This is a genomic window from Fulvivirga maritima (assembly GCF_021389955.1).
GTDB classification, from domain to species: domain Bacteria; phylum Bacteroidota; class Bacteroidia; order Cytophagales; family Cyclobacteriaceae; genus Fulvivirga; species Fulvivirga maritima.
The window spans coordinates 1,133,936-1,150,742 of sequence record NZ_CP089980.1; the positions used below are offsets into that span (position 1 = coordinate 1,133,936).

General features: G+C 39.2%; 16 protein-coding genes. 6 read left to right on the forward strand and 10 right to left on the reverse strand.

What is annotated here, in order from left to right; translation table 11 throughout:
• Nucleotides 1–70 precede the first annotated feature (70 nt).
• Nucleotides 71–1,432, forward strand: coding sequence for an MBL fold metallo-hydrolase (locus LVD15_RS04615; RefSeq protein WP_233779141.1), 1,362 nt, complete (start codon nt 71–73; stop codon nt 1,430–1,432).
• Between the two features lie 5 nt (nt 1,433–1,437).
• Here the strand turns inward: LVD15_RS04615 and LVD15_RS04620 are convergent, their stop codons facing one another.
• Nucleotides 1,438–1,743: a hypothetical protein gene (locus LVD15_RS04620; protein WP_233779142.1), complete on the reverse strand. Its 306-nt coding sequence runs from the start codon at nt 1,741–1,743 to the stop codon at nt 1,438–1,440.
• Nucleotides 1,744–1,894: 151 nt separating this feature from the next.
• Between LVD15_RS04620 and LVD15_RS04625 the strand changes: the two genes are divergently transcribed.
• From LVD15_RS04625 to LVD15_RS04635, 3 genes are all read left to right on the forward strand, one after another.
• Entirely contained in the window at nt 1,895–2,089 is a 195-nt protein-coding gene (locus LVD15_RS04625; protein WP_233779143.1) for a hypothetical protein, read from the forward strand.
• A gap of 38 nt (nt 2,090–2,127) precedes the next feature.
• Nucleotides 2,128–2,952, forward strand: coding sequence for a DUF817 domain-containing protein (locus LVD15_RS04630; RefSeq protein WP_233779144.1), 825 nt, complete (start codon nt 2,128–2,130; stop codon nt 2,950–2,952).
• 169 nt (nt 2,953–3,121) lie between these two features.
• On the forward strand, nt 3,122–5,254 hold the full coding sequence (locus LVD15_RS04635) for a glycoside hydrolase family 97 protein (protein WP_233779145.1): 2,133 nt from the start codon (nt 3,122–3,124) through the stop codon (nt 5,252–5,254).
• Nucleotides 5,255–5,356: 102 nt separating this feature from the next.
• Here LVD15_RS04635 and LVD15_RS04640 read toward each other — a convergent pair whose 3' ends face one another.
• The 9 genes from LVD15_RS04640 to proS form a co-directional block, all read right to left on the reverse strand.
• A complete protein-coding gene (locus tag LVD15_RS04640) occupies nt 5,357–5,839 on the reverse strand; it encodes a c-type cytochrome (RefSeq protein ID WP_233779146.1) in 483 nt (160 codons plus the stop codon).
• Nucleotide 5,840: 1 nt separating this feature from the next.
• Complete coding sequence (locus LVD15_RS04645; protein WP_233779147.1) at nt 5,841–6,476, reverse strand: SCO family protein; 636 nt, start codon at nt 6,474–6,476, stop codon at nt 5,841–5,843.
• Nucleotides 6,457–7,002, reverse strand: coding sequence for a CopD family protein (locus LVD15_RS04650; protein ID WP_233779148.1), 546 nt, complete (start codon nt 7,000–7,002; stop codon nt 6,457–6,459). Before LVD15_RS04650 ends, LVD15_RS04645 begins: the two co-directional genes overlap by 20 nt.
• A gap of 31 nt (nt 7,003–7,033) precedes the next feature.
• On the reverse strand, nt 7,034–7,852 hold the full coding sequence (locus LVD15_RS04655; protein WP_233779149.1) for an MOSC domain-containing protein: 819 nt from the start codon (nt 7,850–7,852) through the stop codon (nt 7,034–7,036).
• A 75-nt stretch (nt 7,853–7,927) separates the two neighbouring features.
• The gene (locus LVD15_RS04660) at nt 7,928–8,533 is read right to left on the reverse strand and encodes a TIGR04282 family arsenosugar biosynthesis glycosyltransferase (RefSeq protein WP_233779150.1); all 606 of its coding nucleotides are present in this window, start codon (nt 8,531–8,533) and stop codon (nt 7,928–7,930) included.
• Entirely contained in the window at nt 8,530–9,876 is a 1,347-nt protein-coding gene (locus LVD15_RS04665; protein WP_233779151.1) for an MptA/MptB family glycosyltransferase, read from the reverse strand. The genes LVD15_RS04660 and LVD15_RS04665 overlap by 4 nt, the downstream gene beginning before the upstream one ends.
• On the reverse strand, nt 9,869–11,323 hold the full coding sequence (locus tag LVD15_RS04670; protein ID WP_233779152.1) for a cellulose synthase family protein: 1,455 nt from the start codon (nt 11,321–11,323) through the stop codon (nt 9,869–9,871). Before LVD15_RS04670 ends, LVD15_RS04665 begins: the two co-directional genes overlap by 8 nt.
• Nucleotides 11,320–12,012, reverse strand: a complete 693-nt coding sequence (locus LVD15_RS04675; RefSeq protein ID WP_233779153.1) for a glycosyltransferase family 2 protein — start codon at nt 12,010–12,012, stop codon at nt 11,320–11,322. The genes LVD15_RS04670 and LVD15_RS04675 overlap by 4 nt, the downstream gene beginning before the upstream one ends.
• Nucleotides 12,013–12,110: 98 nt before the next feature.
• The gene (gene proS / locus LVD15_RS04680; protein ID WP_233779154.1) at nt 12,111–13,586 is read right to left on the reverse strand and encodes a proline--tRNA ligase; all 1,476 of its coding nucleotides are present in this window, start codon (nt 13,584–13,586) and stop codon (nt 12,111–12,113) included.
• A gap of 145 nt (nt 13,587–13,731) precedes the next feature.
• Between proS and LVD15_RS04685 the strand changes: the two genes are divergently transcribed.
• Both LVD15_RS04685 and LVD15_RS04690 read left to right on the forward strand, forming a co-directional pair.
• Entirely contained in the window at nt 13,732–15,075 is a 1,344-nt protein-coding gene (locus LVD15_RS04685) for a hypothetical protein (protein ID WP_233779155.1), read from the forward strand.
• Nucleotides 15,076–15,106: 31 nt separating this feature from the next.
• Nucleotides 15,107–16,777 (forward strand): OmpP1/FadL family transporter, encoded by a 1,671-nt coding sequence (locus tag LVD15_RS04690; RefSeq protein WP_233779156.1) that lies wholly within the window; start codon nt 15,107–15,109, stop codon nt 16,775–16,777.
• Nucleotides 16,778–16,807: the final 30 nt, after the last annotated feature.

The following is a 16,807-nucleotide window of genomic DNA, read 5'->3' on the forward strand; positions in this document are numbered from 1 at the left end:
ATTTGCTCTAAATAATTTGGGATAAACCCGTGCATCACATTTTGCGACTGCAATATAAAAAATTAGAACCATGTATATAGAGCAATTGTATACTTCTTGCCTTGCCGAGGCTGCATATTACATTGAATCTGAGGGGGAAGCGACTATTATTGATCCACTTCGTGAAATTCAGACCTATGTAGATATGGCCCACCAGCGTGGCGCGAAAATCAAATACGTTTTTGAAACACATTTTCATGCTGATTTTGTTTCCGGACATATCGATTTAGCAAAAAAAACCGGAGCCACCATTATTTATGGCCCTAAAGCTCAGCCAGCATATGATGTATACACCGCTCAGGATGGAGAGGTATTTACTATAGGAAAACTTACTATAGAGGTGCTTCATACCCCTGGACATACCCCCGAGTCATCTTGCTTTTTACTGAAAGATGAAGAGGGTAAGAACCATGCTGTTTTCACAGGAGACACCCTATTTGTAGGTGATGTGGGCCGCCCTGACCTGCTTGATGGTGTTATGACCAAAGAAGAGCTGGCAGGCATGATGTATGACTCACTGAATAATAAAATAAAACCACTGAGTGATGACGTAATTGTATACCCTGCTCATGGCCCTGGATCTGCTTGTGGCAAAAACATAGGTAAAGAAACTTTCTCTACTATTGGCAACCAGAAAAAGACTAACTACGCCCTGCAGGAAATGACCAAAGAAACCTTTATTAAAAAGGTTACAGATGGGATTTTGCCTCCTCCTAAATATTTCTTTGAAGATGCACGTATTAACAAAGAAGGCTATTCATCTATTGATGATATCATTGCGAGAAACAATCAGGCACTCTCAGAAGATGCTTTTAAAGCTGAAATTGAAAATGGTGCCATCATACTAGACACCCGTAAGCCTGATAATTTCGAAAAAGGTTTTATTCCTGGAGCTATTAACATTGGGCTTAATGGCCAGTATGCCGTATGGGTAGGCTCTTTACTGAACATCAACCAGCCATTGGTATTGGTGAGTGAAGAAGGCATGGAAGAGGAAGCCATAATCCGCCTTGCCCGTGTGGGGTATGAAAATGTAAAAGGCTACCTGGCCGGAGGCATAAGCAGCTGGAATGAAAGCCTGGATACGGTAGAAAGTGTAAGCCCGAAGCAGGTGAAGCTGACTAATGAAATATTAGATGTAAGAAAGGGAGGAGAATTTAACAATGGCCATATAGAAGGAGCTCAACTGGTGACTTTATCAGAGATGCCTGCTAACCTGGAAGGATTAGATAAAGACAAAACCTATTATGTGCATTGTGCCGGAGGATACAGAAGTATGATCGCCTCTTCACTTATGAAGAGAGCCGGTTTTAAAAATCCTATTAATGTATACGGAGGTTTTAAGGCCATGGAGGAAGCCGGCTTACCGGTATTACTTCCTACTGAAGCTTAAAAAAATCAGGCTGGAATGGGGTAAGAGACCAATTTATAGAACTTATCCCTTTCCTTTTTATTTCTCTCGTTCGGTTCTCTAATGTATTTTTCCGTAGCTGCCACAGCACACAACTCATTTAATGAATAGCGCTCACCAATAATTTCATTAGGCAAATAATCGTATTCATCCAGCAGATACCTGTACACTTTTGCCAGCTTCTTTTTATTTTTTACAGCGCTATATACTTCCAGCAGATCAAGAATAGATCCTTCCTTATAAAGCACTTCATGTAAAGATTCTGCGAGAAAACGGCTTTTAGTCGATAGCATAAGATGCAAAACTGATTAAACAGGCCAACGAATTTCGAAATAATTCATGTAATATTCAACTAAAATATTCTTTTTCAGCTGTGTCTCTAACCTCCATCATCCCCATAAAATAATATTAAAACCTTTTTAATTATGGTTCGTAAAATGGAATATGAGATTTTTAATTTCCATATTACTTTGGTTCATACTACTGGCTCTTTGTTGGCCTTTAGCCATAGTGGCTTTCTTTGTATGGCTTATTTTATTACCCTTCCAACTTTTGGGCTTTGCTATTGGTGGAGTATTTAAAATAGTAGAAGCCATTTTGATGTTCCCTTTCAGAGTAGCCGGTCGCATGACTCGCTAAGCATTTGCGTCAAGCTAAGCATTGACCTCATTTGATCTTTGAAACAATTACATCAACAAATCACCACCAGGCTTTCTACCAATAGTACGGATCGGCTATCAGTTATTTTTATTAAGAAACTACTGTTATTCGGTTGGTTACAGGCCATTTCGTGCATCTTTCCAGTGATTATATTTCTTTCGCTGGCACTTTCTTCGTGGGCATCGGGCTACATTCCTCGTTATGACCTACTACTTATCATCTGCATTCTGGCTCAGTTTATCATGTATAAGACAGGCCTGGAAACTAAAGATGAGGTTTACGTTATCACCATGTTTCATGTGCTGGGGTTGATCATGGAACTTCATAAGGTGCATCATGGCTCATGGTCATATCCAGAAGCTGCTTATTCTAAGTTTTTCGGAGTGCCTTTATACTCTGGCTTTATGTATGCCAGTGTAGGCAGTTATATATGTCAGGCCTGGCGAAACTTGCAGCTACGCACTTTGCGCTGGCCCAATAAGTTATTAGCCATAACCATAGGTGCGGCCATCTATCTGAACTTCATCACCAATGCTTTCTTGCCAGATGTGAGGTTATATATTGCAATAGCCCTCATCATTATATTTTGGAGAACCAAATTTAGCTTTACTCTTGGCGAAAGCACCCATAAAATCTTCGCTATTCTATCCTTCATCCTCATCGGCTTTTTCATATGGCTAGCAGAAAATATAGCCACTTTTTTAGGTGCTTGGCGATATGCTTATCAGCACAATGGCTGGCAAATGGTAGAATGGCATAAAATCACCTCCTGGAGCTTATTGGTCATTGTAAGCATTATTATAGTAGGACAGCTGAAAATTTTCAAAAAAGAAGTTTTCTAACTTTTAAAACATCACGTTTCATTGCAACCGTTTGCGCTCCTCAAAATCGTATAATCTTTTCTAAAACAGCTTCTAACACTGATTTTCAAAGCCAAATTTGAAAACAGCAGCCTCAAAAATGAGTTAGATATTCAATACCTTAGTGAAAAATAACTAAATGCACAGTTCAATGTTAAAATATATACCTCATGCTTTACTGCTGGCATTTTTGACTATAAATATATCATGTCAAATGGCTGTAGAATCAGAAGCACCGCTAATTGTTCAATCTCCATCGGGAGATAATTCTGTATCCTTTTTTATTAATAAAGAAGGAGAAGCAGGCTATACTGTAATGCATAAAGACCAAGCAGTGATAGACTCTTCTTGGGTGAGCTTTGACTTCACCAATATGCCTTCTATTAAAGGAGATCTAAAAGTAGTTAATACTTCTACTGACACTAAAAACGAAACCTGGCCTATGCCATGGGGAGAACAGAAGGAAGTAACTAACCATTACAATTCGCTTACTGTAGAGTTACAAGAGACCTCCGAGCTACAAAGGAAGTTCTCGGTAATTTTTAAAGTGTACGATGATGGTATTGGCTTCAGATACTCCTTCCCTGAACAGGAAAACATGAGCGAAGTATTGATAGCTAATGAAAATACTGAGTTCCAACTCACAGGTGATCATACCGTATGGTGGCAACCTGGAGACTGGGACATCTACGAGCACTTATACAATAAATCTAAGTTTTCAGAAATTGATGCCACCACCAAAAGGGATCATCCTAACCTGGCTCAGACTTACATTCCAGTGAATGCAGTAAACACTCCTGTAACCATGAAAACAGCTGAAGGCTTATACCTAAGCTTTCATGAGGCCAGTCTGATCAACTACTCTGATATGACTTTACAGGTAGATCCTGCTACTTTTAAAATGAAGAGTAACCTGGTTGGTTCTGAAAACACAGAATACAAAGTAAAACAACAAACACCTTTCAATACACCTTGGCGTACCATTCAAATAGGCGAAAGAGCAGGTGATCTTATTGAATCTAAGCTGATCGTTAACCTGAACGAGCCTAATAAGCTGGGAGATGTTTCTTGGTTTAAACCTATGAAGTATGTAGGCATCTGGTGGGAAATGCACCTGGATAAGTCTACCTGGGACATGAGTGCTCAGCAGAACATGGGATCATTCACAGACAATGCTAAACCTCACGGAAAGCACGGAGCCACCACTGAAAATGCTAAATATTACATTGATTTTGCTGCTAAAAATAATATTCATGGCATTTTGGTAGAAGGCTGGAATACTGGCTGGGAACACTGGATTGGTTTTGAAGACAGAGAAGGCGTTTTTGATTTTGTAACTCCTTACCCTGATTATGACCTGGAAGAAGTAGTGCGCTATGGAAAAGAAAAAGGGGTAGAACTGATTATGCACCACGAGACTTCTGCTGCTCCACGTACTTATGAGCAACAAATGGATACTGCCTATAATCTGATGGAAAGCCTGGGCATTCATTCTGTAAAAACAGGTTATGTAGGCAAGATCATTCCTAAAGGAGAATATCATCATGGTCAGTGGATGGTAAATCATTATCAAAAAGCACTGGAAACAGCAGCTAAACATAATATAGCTATCAATGCTCATGAGCCTATAAAAGCTACTGGGCTAAGAAGAACTTACCCTAATTTTATAGCCAGAGAGGGCCTTAGAGGTCAGGAGTTTAATGCCTGGGCCAGTGATGGCGGCAACCCTCCTAACCACCTGCCTACTATTGCTTTCACCAGAATGCTGGGCGGACCTATTGATTATACACCGGGTATTTTTAACATTAAATTAGATCCCTGGAAAAAGGACAATCAGGTAAATACCACCCTGGCGCAGCAACTGGCTCTATATGTAGTTATATACAGCCCTGTACAGATGGCCGCTGATCTACCCGAATATTATGAAGCTCATGATGATGCTTTGCAGTTTATAAGAGATGTAGGAGTTGATTGGGATGAAACTAAAGTTCTGAATGGCGAAGTGGGAGATTTTGTAACTATCGCCAGAAAAGAAAAAGGCACTGATAAATGGTTTGTAGGATCTATTACAAATGAAGAGGCCAGAGAACTGACCATTAATCTGGACTTCCTGGATGATGGCAAAAACTACAAGGCCACTATTTATGCCGATGGCGAAAATGCACACTGGGATGATAACCCTACTGAATATGTAATTAGTAGCGAAGAAGTAAACAAGAATTCACAACTTCAACTTAAGCTGGCTCCCGGCGGTGGGGCTGCCATAAGCATTTTACCTCTTTAATACCACAGAGGTAATTGATAAAATCAAAAAGGCCAGAATTTATACTAGAGCACTTTGCACTATTATAAATTCTGGCCTTTCCTTTTGATAAATGTAAAGAGCTTATTCTTCCTTACACGTTTTCATAATTTCATTCACCTCTTTTACGTTAAGCATGCCTTCAGACCTGCCCCAAGAGTTATAGATAAATGTGGTTATTTCAGCAATTTCCAGATTAGTAAGTCGAGCATTACCGGGCATCACCTGATCAAACACTTTACCGTTTATAGTGATTTCACCATACATTCCATTCTTAATGATACAAGGCACTTCTTTTATTCTGCCATCTAAATAATCAGAGTCTTTTAAAGGTGGATATAAAGAAGCCAGCCCCTCACCACTATCCTGATGACAATTACTACAGTGCCTGTCATACAATTCCTTCCCAGCATAAATGTACTGATCAAGCTTAGCATCACCTGTAGAAACCATCGGTTCCTTTTTAGGCTCACTCACCTTAGTGGTAGACTCAGTGGAATTGTTTGAAGATCCTCCACACGAAAACAAAAAGCCAGAAGCCGCTATAAGCAAAAATAAATTTCTCATATCAACCTTCTTTTCTAAGTACTTCTATGTCTTTCATTAACACATTAACATCATCTGGCTTAGTACCATCATATATGCCTCTAATGTGTTTGTTTTTATCTACCAAAATAAAGGCTCCGCTATGAATATAGCCACCTGGCTCTGAAGGGTCTTCTGAAGCGCTTACCATATAACTGGTTTGTCCCAGCTGGTAAATGGCGTCTTTATCTCCGGTAAGAAAGTGCCATTTGTCGGTATTTTCTACTCCTAATTTTAATGCAAATTCTTTTAACACATTCACACTGTCATGCTTAGGATCTATAGTGTAAGAAACCAAGGCTACATCAGACACATTTTGGATAGAGTCATAGATACGAAGCATCTGAGCATCCATTTTAGGACAAATAGTAGGGCATGAAGTAAAGAAAAAGTCCGCTACATATATTTTATCTTTAAAAGTATCATTACTCACCCAGTTGCTATCCTGATCTACAAATTTAAAATCAGCTATAGTATGGTATACAGTATCTGTTTCACTGTATTCATGTCTTCCTAAATAAGGTAATTTCTTATCCCCAGACTCTTGTGATCCACCGCACGAGACAGCCAATGCAGCTATTATTACTGCTAAAATTATTTCAAACTTCCTTTTTTTCATTTTTCTCTCTTACTTTTTTGTATAACCTGATGGCTAACATCAGAACTACCGTAAAACCGATTAGCCCCGCCAAGCCCCAAACCATACTTAGTGCATTTTTTAATATTATGATAAAGACAATACCTACCAGTAAAATGGTGGCTACTTCGTTCCAAATTCTTAATTGCTGTGAAGAATATTTATAAACATCCTTCTGTAAGGATTTATATATTCTATGGCAAATAAAATGATAAACGTAAAGCAGCAATACCAGCGTGAGCTTGATGTGCATGAACCCTTGTGATAGGTAAGCAGGCACATAACTGAGTACCCAAGTACCGAAGATCAAAGTAAGAATGGCTGATGGCCAGGTTATACCAAACCACAGCCTGCTGCTATTTCTTTTGTATTCTTTTATGAGGATAGACCTGTCAGGCTCAGGTTTTTCACTGGCTTCCACCTGATAAATAAATAGCCTGACTATGTAAAATAGCCCGGCAAACCAGGTTACAATAAATATAACGTGTAGTGCTTTTACGTATAACATTTGGCGCCAAAGTTAAGCACCAAATGCCAGTTTAAAGCGGATCATAGGGAGAATCTTTATATGACATCACTTCTATATCATCACCTACTTTAATTTCACCAAACTCTATAGGCACTGCATGTTGACCAAATACCACTTTACCATCTACCTTTTGTTTGGCCAAAGTAGCCAAAGGTTCTTTTCCTCGCTGCCCGGTAACAGGATCTATAGTGGTAAGCACACACCTGACGCAAGGCTTTAAGCCTCTAAAGTTATTATTCCCGATTTTAAAGTCTTTCCAACGCAGCTCATCATAAGCTTCTCCTCCAGAAAAAATAAGATTTCCTCTAAATCGATCAACACTCAGATGCGTTCCTGCTTTCTCATTAATGTCATGGACTGACTCCGAGCCTACCATAAGTATAGGATAGCCATCAGCAAAGCTTACCGTTTCCTCTCCCTTAGCCCATTCTGCACTTATTTTTCTTTGTGATGAATCAGGCATATAAACGACTTTGCAAGCCAGCCCGGCCTTTTCCCCGATCCAGCTGCCCCAGTCCTCCTCACATTCAACAGCATCTACTGTATCATCCCAAATCGACACTTTCACGGGCTTGCCATCTTTGTACTCAAAAGGAATGGTGAGGCAATCACCAGATTCCCGGTCTTTAATTTTAAAGCCATTTACCTCCATAGTCACTGCAAATGACAATAGCTGGCTGTGCTTCCTAGCTGTAATAAAACGGTTATTTTCATCTACTAACATATAGCGCCTGTCATACTGAAGGCCACGAGGCTCTACTTTAGCTTCGTTAAGCCGTACGCCAGGCAGAGATTTAATAGGGTAAATTATTATTTCATTTAGGAACATAACCGATTTTTTAAAACCTTATTAATCAAATAAACCAGATAGAGTACTGCTAAGTTTATGCCACGCCTAAATGTATTATAAACCGGTAAGCCTTTCCAGGTCTGTTCCTTTAAGATCTTCCAGAATATCAATATCATTAAGCAGCTTGGTTTGACTGCAAGTAAGCCCATTTTTATCAATCAGCTTCATGGTTTCACTAAACACATTAGGAGTACTCCAGTGGCTCAGATCAAACACATCATGTAACTGTTTCATGCCAATAAGGTAATAGCCACCATCCTTAGCCGGACCTACCACCACATCAGAACTCTCCAGTTTTTTAAAAGCAGTATTTATAAGGTCTACACTCAAGTCATAAAGGTCCGTTCCTATAAGGCATACAGACTCATAGCCAGACTGGAAAGCCCTACGAAAGGCATTGGACATTCTCTCGCCTAAACCATCACCTTGTTGCAAAAACTTTTGATATGTGTCAGCGTCCCACTGATCTTCTTCATCAATAAAACCTGAATAATAAACCGCTCTATCAATCTCCTCCAGCTTATCAGTAACTACCTGAGTATGAATAAGTAGGTTTAGATACACGTTTAAAGCTCGCTTATCTCCAATAGATTTTGCTAACCTGGTCTTCACTTTTCCTATTTCAGGATTCTTTACAAAAATTATCAATAGCTTCTTCATTCGTGCTTCGGTAAAATGTGAAAAGAAAATTGCACTCTTTCCTTTAAATAAATTTCATAAAACAAATAAAAAATAACAACTCCGTACTCCATTCCTGTTAACCAAAGTTTTTCACTAAAGCCTGTTTGTGAATAACCTAGGTAACTGAAAAATATCATAAAACTCCATACTACTACAAAACGGTATTGTGTAAACACCGCCAAAGCCAATAATGGAGTGATATACCAAGGATGTATAGTAGTAGAAAAGAGTAAGTATATGAAAAGACACCAAAGCATAATACCTGGTGTTACAGTGCTGTATTTATGTTTATAAGTGTAAAACAAAACAGAAAACAGGGTAAGCAATGGCAATATTTTACCGGCCACCCCTATAATATTATAGCCTACTGCTCTAAAGCCCACATAACGGACCAAATAATAGATGCTGGCATTGAATTCAAACTTCTGAAAATATAACGCCAGACTGGAAGTCATACCATGAATAAGATCAGGGCGAGCCATTGGCATAAAAACCAAGGCTGTAAATAGTAAAATCATTCCATAGTAAGATAAGCATCTTTTGAAGGGAAGATATCGGAGAAATACTGGCAGGAAAATTAAAGGAATAAGCTTAGTGGCTATAGCCAAAGCCATAAATAAGGCCGAAGGCCACAATTGATTTTTGTTAAAGAAGTAAATACTCAGTAACAAGAAAAAAATCATGATGGCTTCGAAATGTAAATTGCCAGTGAGTTCTATAATCACCAACGGGTTCAGCGCATACAATAAGGCATTGCGAACCTCTAAACCGTACTTCTTTAACAAAGTTATAAGCAAGAAAATACTTCCACATTCTGCTGAAATTATAAACACCCGCATAACAATTGCGCTCCCCATCACTGAATTAGGGAACAGTTTAACAGCCAACCAAAAAACATCTTGAGCTATCGGCGGGTAGACAGTGTAATACTCGGGAGAATTAAGCAAGGCAAATAGCCGACTGGTAATGCCAGGCACATTTTCACTACCAGGCTGCATATAATAACTCGGCAACTGAGCAAAGGGCTCTATACCATGTATCAGCAAGCGGCCATCCCAAACAAAACGATATATATCATCTGAAAGCACAGGTATATCTAGTATAAATAAAAGTCTAAATACTATTCCAACTGCTATGAGCCAGCCTACTTTTGATGTTTCCAGAAAGGTGATTAACGCCCCGTAACATATAAAAAGAACGGTATAAGCACCTATTAACTCCAGGCTATCATGCCGCTCAACTTTAAGTATTAAAAATCCATAAGCCAACAAAGAAATCAGTATTGCTAAAGACACAATCAGATACCGCTTTCTCTTATCCACGTTTTATTGGTTTTACTGAAAACATAAACACTAAGGCAAATCCCACACTAAGCATAAAATGAAATAATATTAATTTATAATCATTAAGATAAAACCCTAAAGCCACTCCAAAAGCAAAGTACAAACTCATAACTGCTTCCATTAAAGCAAGCATACTCCACTTAGGCTTAACATAGACATTCCCAGCCCAGGAGTCCTTACTCGAAATTACATTAAATTTAGGTGTTCTCACAAAAGGCGTTTTCTTGCCCAGCCAGCCTTCCATTACTGCTAATCCGTTATGCAGAGACAACCCCATTGAAACGACTAAAAAGGGGATAAAAAGCTTCAAAAAACTCCGCAGATGACCTCCTCGCGAGTTTACAGTGGCAACCAGATAGTAAAAAGCTATGGAGAAAAAGCCAATCAGCAGCACCCATCCATATGTGAATACCTTTTGATAATATTCATTCTGAGCAGATAAATACAGTAAAGGCACGCTAAGAACCGCAGAAATAAGCACACACATAAACACCGAGCTATTGAACAAGTGGAAAAAAGCATGGATTTTATTTACCCAACTCATGTTTGCAGATAACACCTTTCCAAAATGTTTTCTGGCGGTTTCTGCTGCTCCTTTATTCCATCGATATTGCTGAGATTTGATTGCAGACATAATTACCGGCAGCTCCGCCGGAGATTCAAACCGCTCCAGATATTTAAACTTCCAGCCTTTCAGCTGTGCTCTATAGCTTAGATCAAGATCTTCTGTAAGTGTATCCGCCGACCAGCCTCCGGCCTCTTCAATGCAACACTTCCTCCATATACCGCCAGTGCCATTAAAATTAATAAAGCTACCTGCATGCTGTCTACCTACCTGCTCTACAGAAAAATGCGCATCCAGAGCAAAAGCCTGGAGTTTCGTCAAAAAAGAATAATCTCTATTGATATGCCCCCAGCGTGTCTGAACCATGCCGGTATCATCAAAAAACTCACTCAATGCTGTCTTCAAAAAGTAAGAATCGGGCAAAAAGTCAGCATCAAAAATGGCAATATACTCTCCTTGCGCCAAGGTTAAGCCGTGCGCCAATGCCCCAGCTTTAAAGCCAGTTCTATCAGACCTGGTAATATGTTTTATGTCTACACCTTTAAGCCTCCACTCATTTACTTTAGCATCAATAACACCCACCGTTTCATCAGTAGAATCATCTAGCACCTGAATTTCCAGCAATTCTTTGGGGTAGTCAAAAGAGCAAACAGAATCTATTAAGCGTGCGATTACATATTTTTCATTATAAACAGGCAGCTGCACCGTCACTTTAGGGTATTCCTTTAGCGGAATTGTGCGCTTCTTTTTAACAGCTCCATTAATATAATGCCAGCTAAGGTGTAACTGTCCGATGCTAAACAAGCATATAAAAAGCAATGACAGCACATACAGCACCAATATTGTAATTTCAAAAATCATAAATACTTAAAAATAGTCCATATGATTTTATAGCCAGCCATAACAGTTCCTTTTATAGTACCTGATATTTTTGAAAAGCCTATTCGCTGTCTGTAATTAACGGGCACCTCCACACATTTCATCTTTTGCTTAGCTGCCTTGAGTTGCATTTCTACCGTCCACCCATAAGTCTTATCCTGCATATCTAAGGCCAATAACTGATCATATTTAATAGCCCTAAAAGGACCCAAATCAGTAAACCTCACTCCATACAATAATCGTAACAGGCGAGTGGCCAGCCAGTTTCCAAATATTTGCTGGGGCGTCATAGATCCCTTTTCCTTTGCCCCCTGAGCTCTAGAACCTATTACCAAATCGGCGTCTTCTTTGATAATAGGATTGATTAGATTGACCATCTCTTCCGGATAATCAGAATGATCTGCATCTAAAAAGACTACTATATCAGTATCTGCCAGCTGCTGCAAGTACGCAATGCCTTTGAGGCAAGCACGGCCATATCCTTTCTCAGGTTCCTTTAACACTGTAGCTCCTGATTGCAGCGCCACCTTTTCAGTATCATCAGTAGAAGCATTGTTCACCACTATCACCTCCTTCACTAAATCCTTAGGAATTTCATTAATCACCTCACCCACACCATTCTCTTCATTAAAAGCAGGGATAATGACACGTACTATTGGTGGTTCATTCATAAGCAAGCGAGCTAATACAGTTACACTAAAACAAAAAAGTGTCTTAACTTATAGACTTTCTATAAGCTAAGACACTTAATATGATTATCAAGCTTAAATTAATAAGCTCTCGCAAATAATACTTTCCTCTTAGAAGGTTTTCCTGAGTAAATACAAACGCCTTCCTCTTCCTCAGCATCCATAGGAATACACCTGATAGTTGCTTTGGTTTCTTCTTTAATTTTCTCTTCTGTTTCGGCAGTACCATCCCAGTGAGCAGCTACAAAACCTCCCTTTCCATCAAGCACTTCCTTAAACTCATCATAAGAAGATACTTCTGTAGTCAACTCCTCTCTAAAGTTCATGGCCTTAGTGTAGATGTTCTTCTGAATATCTTCAAGCAAATCAGTGATATACTGAACAGCCTCATCTTTGGCTACAACCTTCTTCTCTTTAGTATCTCTTCTGGCTATTTCTACAGTACCATTTTCTATATCTCTAGGGCCTATGGCTATTCTTACCGGAACCCCTTTCATTTCATATTCGGCAAACTTCCAACCCGGAGAGTTAGTATCTCTATCATCAAACTTAACGCTAACACCAAGTTTTAAAAGCTCTTGTTTAAAGCCATCAGCCACTTCTCTAATACTCTCTAACTGCTCTTCAGTTTTAAAAATAGGCACTATCACTACTTGAATAGGCGCCAATTTTGGAGGCAATACTAGTCCTTCATCATCAGAGTGCGCCATTATGAGTGCGCCCATTAACCTGGTGCTCACTCCCCATGAAGTACCCCATACGTGCTCTAGCTTACCTTCTTTATCGGCAAATTTCACATCAAAAGCCTTGGCAAAATTCTGCCCCAAAAAGTGAGAAGTTCCTGCCTGAAGGGCTTTACCGTCTTGCATGAGCGCTTCAATACAGTAAGTATCAATAGCTCCAGGGAATTTTTCACTTTCTGTTTTCACCCCTTTCACTACAGGCATAGCCATAAATTCTTCAGCAAAAGTGGCATATATATTAAGCATTTGAACAGTTTCCGCCTCCGCTTCTCTTCTGGTAGCATGCGCGGTATGTCCTTCTTGCCATAAAAACTCTGCTGTTCTAAGAAAAAGTCTGGTTCTCATCTCCCATCTCACCACATTAGCCCATTGGTTTACCAAAATAGGCAAATCTCTATATGACTGAATCCAGTTTTTATAAGTACTCCAAATCACTGTTTCAGAAGTAGGCCTTACTATGAGCTCCTCCTCCAGCTTGGCATCTGGGTCTACTACCACTCCACTGCCATCTTCAGCATTCTTCAATCGATAATGCGTCACTACGGCACATTCTTTTGCGAACCCCTCTACGTGATCAGCTTCTTTACTTAAATAACTTTTAGGCACAAAAAGCGGAAAATAAGCATTAGTATGCCCTGTGTCTTTAAACATTTTGTCAATAGCAGCTTGCATTTTCTCCCATATGCTATATCCATACGGTTTTATGATCATACAACCTTTAACAGCCGAATGCTCTGCCAGATCAGCCTTTTTTACTAATTCGTTGTACCACTTAGAGTAATCCTCACTTCTTTTTGGAAGTCCCTTCGCCATAATGATTTTTGGTATAAAATTTGATGTATTTTAGATTAAAAATCCAATTGTGCGACAAATATACAGATATTCTGTGCTTAACATATATCTGTTTTTTGGAATTGTCGTATAAAGGATTATGTTTATATACAAAACGAGGACAGCCATGAATACATACCTTAAAAAAATTTCCGTAGTAATGGGCCTATCGCTGCTTTCAATACCGGCGGTATTCGCTCAGAATAAAGAATATGATGACTTGTACTTTAACTCTGATGACAGGGTGAAGGTGAAAAAAGTGAAAGCTGAGGATAAAGTAGTTCAAGATATCAACGAGGTAGAGGAACTATCAACAGATCCTACATCAAGTTATTCTGCTAAAAACGTTAATCCAGAGTATATCGCTCGCTACCAATCAAAATCTCAAGAAGATTATAATAGTAACAGTGAATATGCTGAAGATGAGTATTATGACGAAGATTATAATAACAACACCAGCAATCCTAACTATTCTACCACCACATATAGCAATAACAACTACAACAACCAAATACCGGTAAGAGACCGATTTGGCAATGTAAATTATTATAACAGCTATTCAGACGTATACTATAGTGACCCTTTCTATTATCAAGGCACTGCGTTTGATCCTTTCTACAGACCTTACTATGGATATGGTGGCTTTAGAGGGTCAATGTACAGACCATATAGATCTGGCTGGAATGTTTCTTTAGGCTTTGGCAACACCTGGGGCTGGGGTGGTGGCTGGTATTCAGGAGTTTCAGTAGGATATGGCTGGGGTTCTTATGGCGGTTATTATGATCCTTTCTTCTATGATTCATTCTACGGCTATCCTTCTTATTATAACAGATATTATGGAGGATACTACGGTGGTTATTACGGATACCCTAGAAATGTAGTGGTAATCAATAACTATGAATCAAGAAGTGACAGAACCTTCAAAAGAGGTGCTTCTACATCAAGAAGCAGAGTAGCTACTACTAACAGAAGTAGATCTTCTTCTAGTAACGGAAGAACAAGCACCGTTTCAAATGGAAGAACCGCTTCTACAAGCAGAGATTATAGCAACACGCAAAACAGATACTACAGAAGATCAAGACAGTCTGTAAGTTCAGCTAGTAACAACCGTTCGTCTACTGGCTCAAGAACATCTTACAACTCTAGATCATCAAGATCTTCTACATCTAACTACAATACGTCTAACAGTTCTTCTAGAAGTGGCAGAAATTATAATTCCAATTCTTCTTCTAGCAGATCTTCTACTAACCGTAGTTACAGCGCACCTAGCAGATCAAGTAGATCTTCTACTCCAAGCTATAACAGATCTTCAGGTAGCAGAAGTAATAACAGCTACAGTGCACCTTCAAGATCTAGAAGTTCTAGCAGCTCAAGAAGCTATTCTCCTAGCAGCAGAAGCAGTAGTTCTGGCGCCAGCAGAAGCAGCGGCAGATCTAGCTCAGGCGGAAGTCGCTCAAGACGAGGTAACTAAGATTATAAAGACGGAAATTTAGTTTTAAATCATGAAAATCACGAAAAAGCTTATTTTTATAAGCATGGCACAGCTTTGCCTTGTTTTTATAACAAAAGCACAAGATATAACCACTCCATTAAGTATTAACTATTATGACGCCGGTAATTTTGCAGGTACTGCATTATCGCTAAGCAGAACTTATAATGGAGGTAGCGCCCGTATGCAGGGATTAGGAGGAGCACAGGTAGCTCTAGGAGGTGACATTAGCTCTGCATCGTCTAACCCAGCTGGACTGGGCTTCTTTAATCGCTCAGAATTCTCTTTTAGCCCTACGTTTAATGTTCCTAGCACAAGCTCTAACTACCTGGGAATGTCTACTGACGACTCCAGGCTCAATCTTAATTTCGCTAACCTGGGAGTGGTATTAAATCACTCAAAGGGAGATTTAGTACAGAGCAAGTGGCGTGGAGGTTCATTTGGAATCAGCTTAAACCGTATGGCTGATTTTCAACAGCAAATTACTTATGAAGGCTCTAGTTATAACAGTGAATACTTAAGAGATAAAAATGGCGATTTCATTTTAGACGAAAACGACAACAAAATACTTTCTTTAGATCCTACTGCTCCAAAAGACTTCATTGAATACACTGTCCTTAACTCAGATTATTCTGTCAACCCAGACAACGAAATAACATTTACAAATGATTTAACTGATCTTGCGTATAGAACTTATCTAATTGACATCTTCAATGAAGGAGGTGATGACTTTGTTGATAGAGATATTTACCAAACAGATGGCAACGGCAATTTAATTGAAGATCAAGACGGCTTTTACATACCCGCTTACCCTGAAGAAGGATTAGAAACCAGACAACAAGAAAGCATTAAATCAAGAGGAGGCATTTATCAGGTATCATTAGCTTACGGTGGAAATTATAACGACAGAATTTATTTTGGAGGAGGTTTAGGTATTCTTTCTTTAAATAGAGAAGTAGAACGAGAGTACATAGAACAGCCTACGCAGACTACCTTAAGGCAGCTTACCCTGACTGATAACTACAATCAAAATGGTATTGGTATCAATGCTACTTTAGGTTTTATTGCCCGACCTATTAATACATTACTTATAGGTGCTACTTACACAACTCCAAGCTATTATAGCATAGAACAGACACAAGAAACCACCTTATCTGCTAGCTATACAGGGGCAACATCTTATAGGTCTGAATATGAAGAGCACGGATTTATCTATGATAACTTCAATTACAACCTCAGAACCCCATCCAGATTATCTGGAGGATTAACTTACTTCTTAGGCAAAAGAGGTTTTATCACCGGTGATTTCGAAAGAGTAAATTATGCAGGGGCCAATTTATCGGGTGCTAGCGACGGTGTGAGCTTTCAACTCGACAACGATGATATTGACAGACTTGAAGCAACTTATAATTACCGAGCTGGTATAGAGCTTAGGTTTAATACCTTCAGAGTAAGAGGTGGTTATTCTTATTTTGGAGACCCTATAAGCGATAATGATATAGATGAAAGCATTAGTCAAGTATCTCTAGGTGGAGGAATCAGAACCCAAGATTACTTTATTGACTTAGCTGTAAGAAGAGTAATTAACAATGAATTTGGAGTTTCTCCTTATGCAGGAGCTCCTCAAGCATTGGTAGAAAACAACAGAACTGCTGCTACTATTTCAGTAGGGTTTTTCTTCTAAAAAACATTCATGACTAGTCCTAAAAAAAGG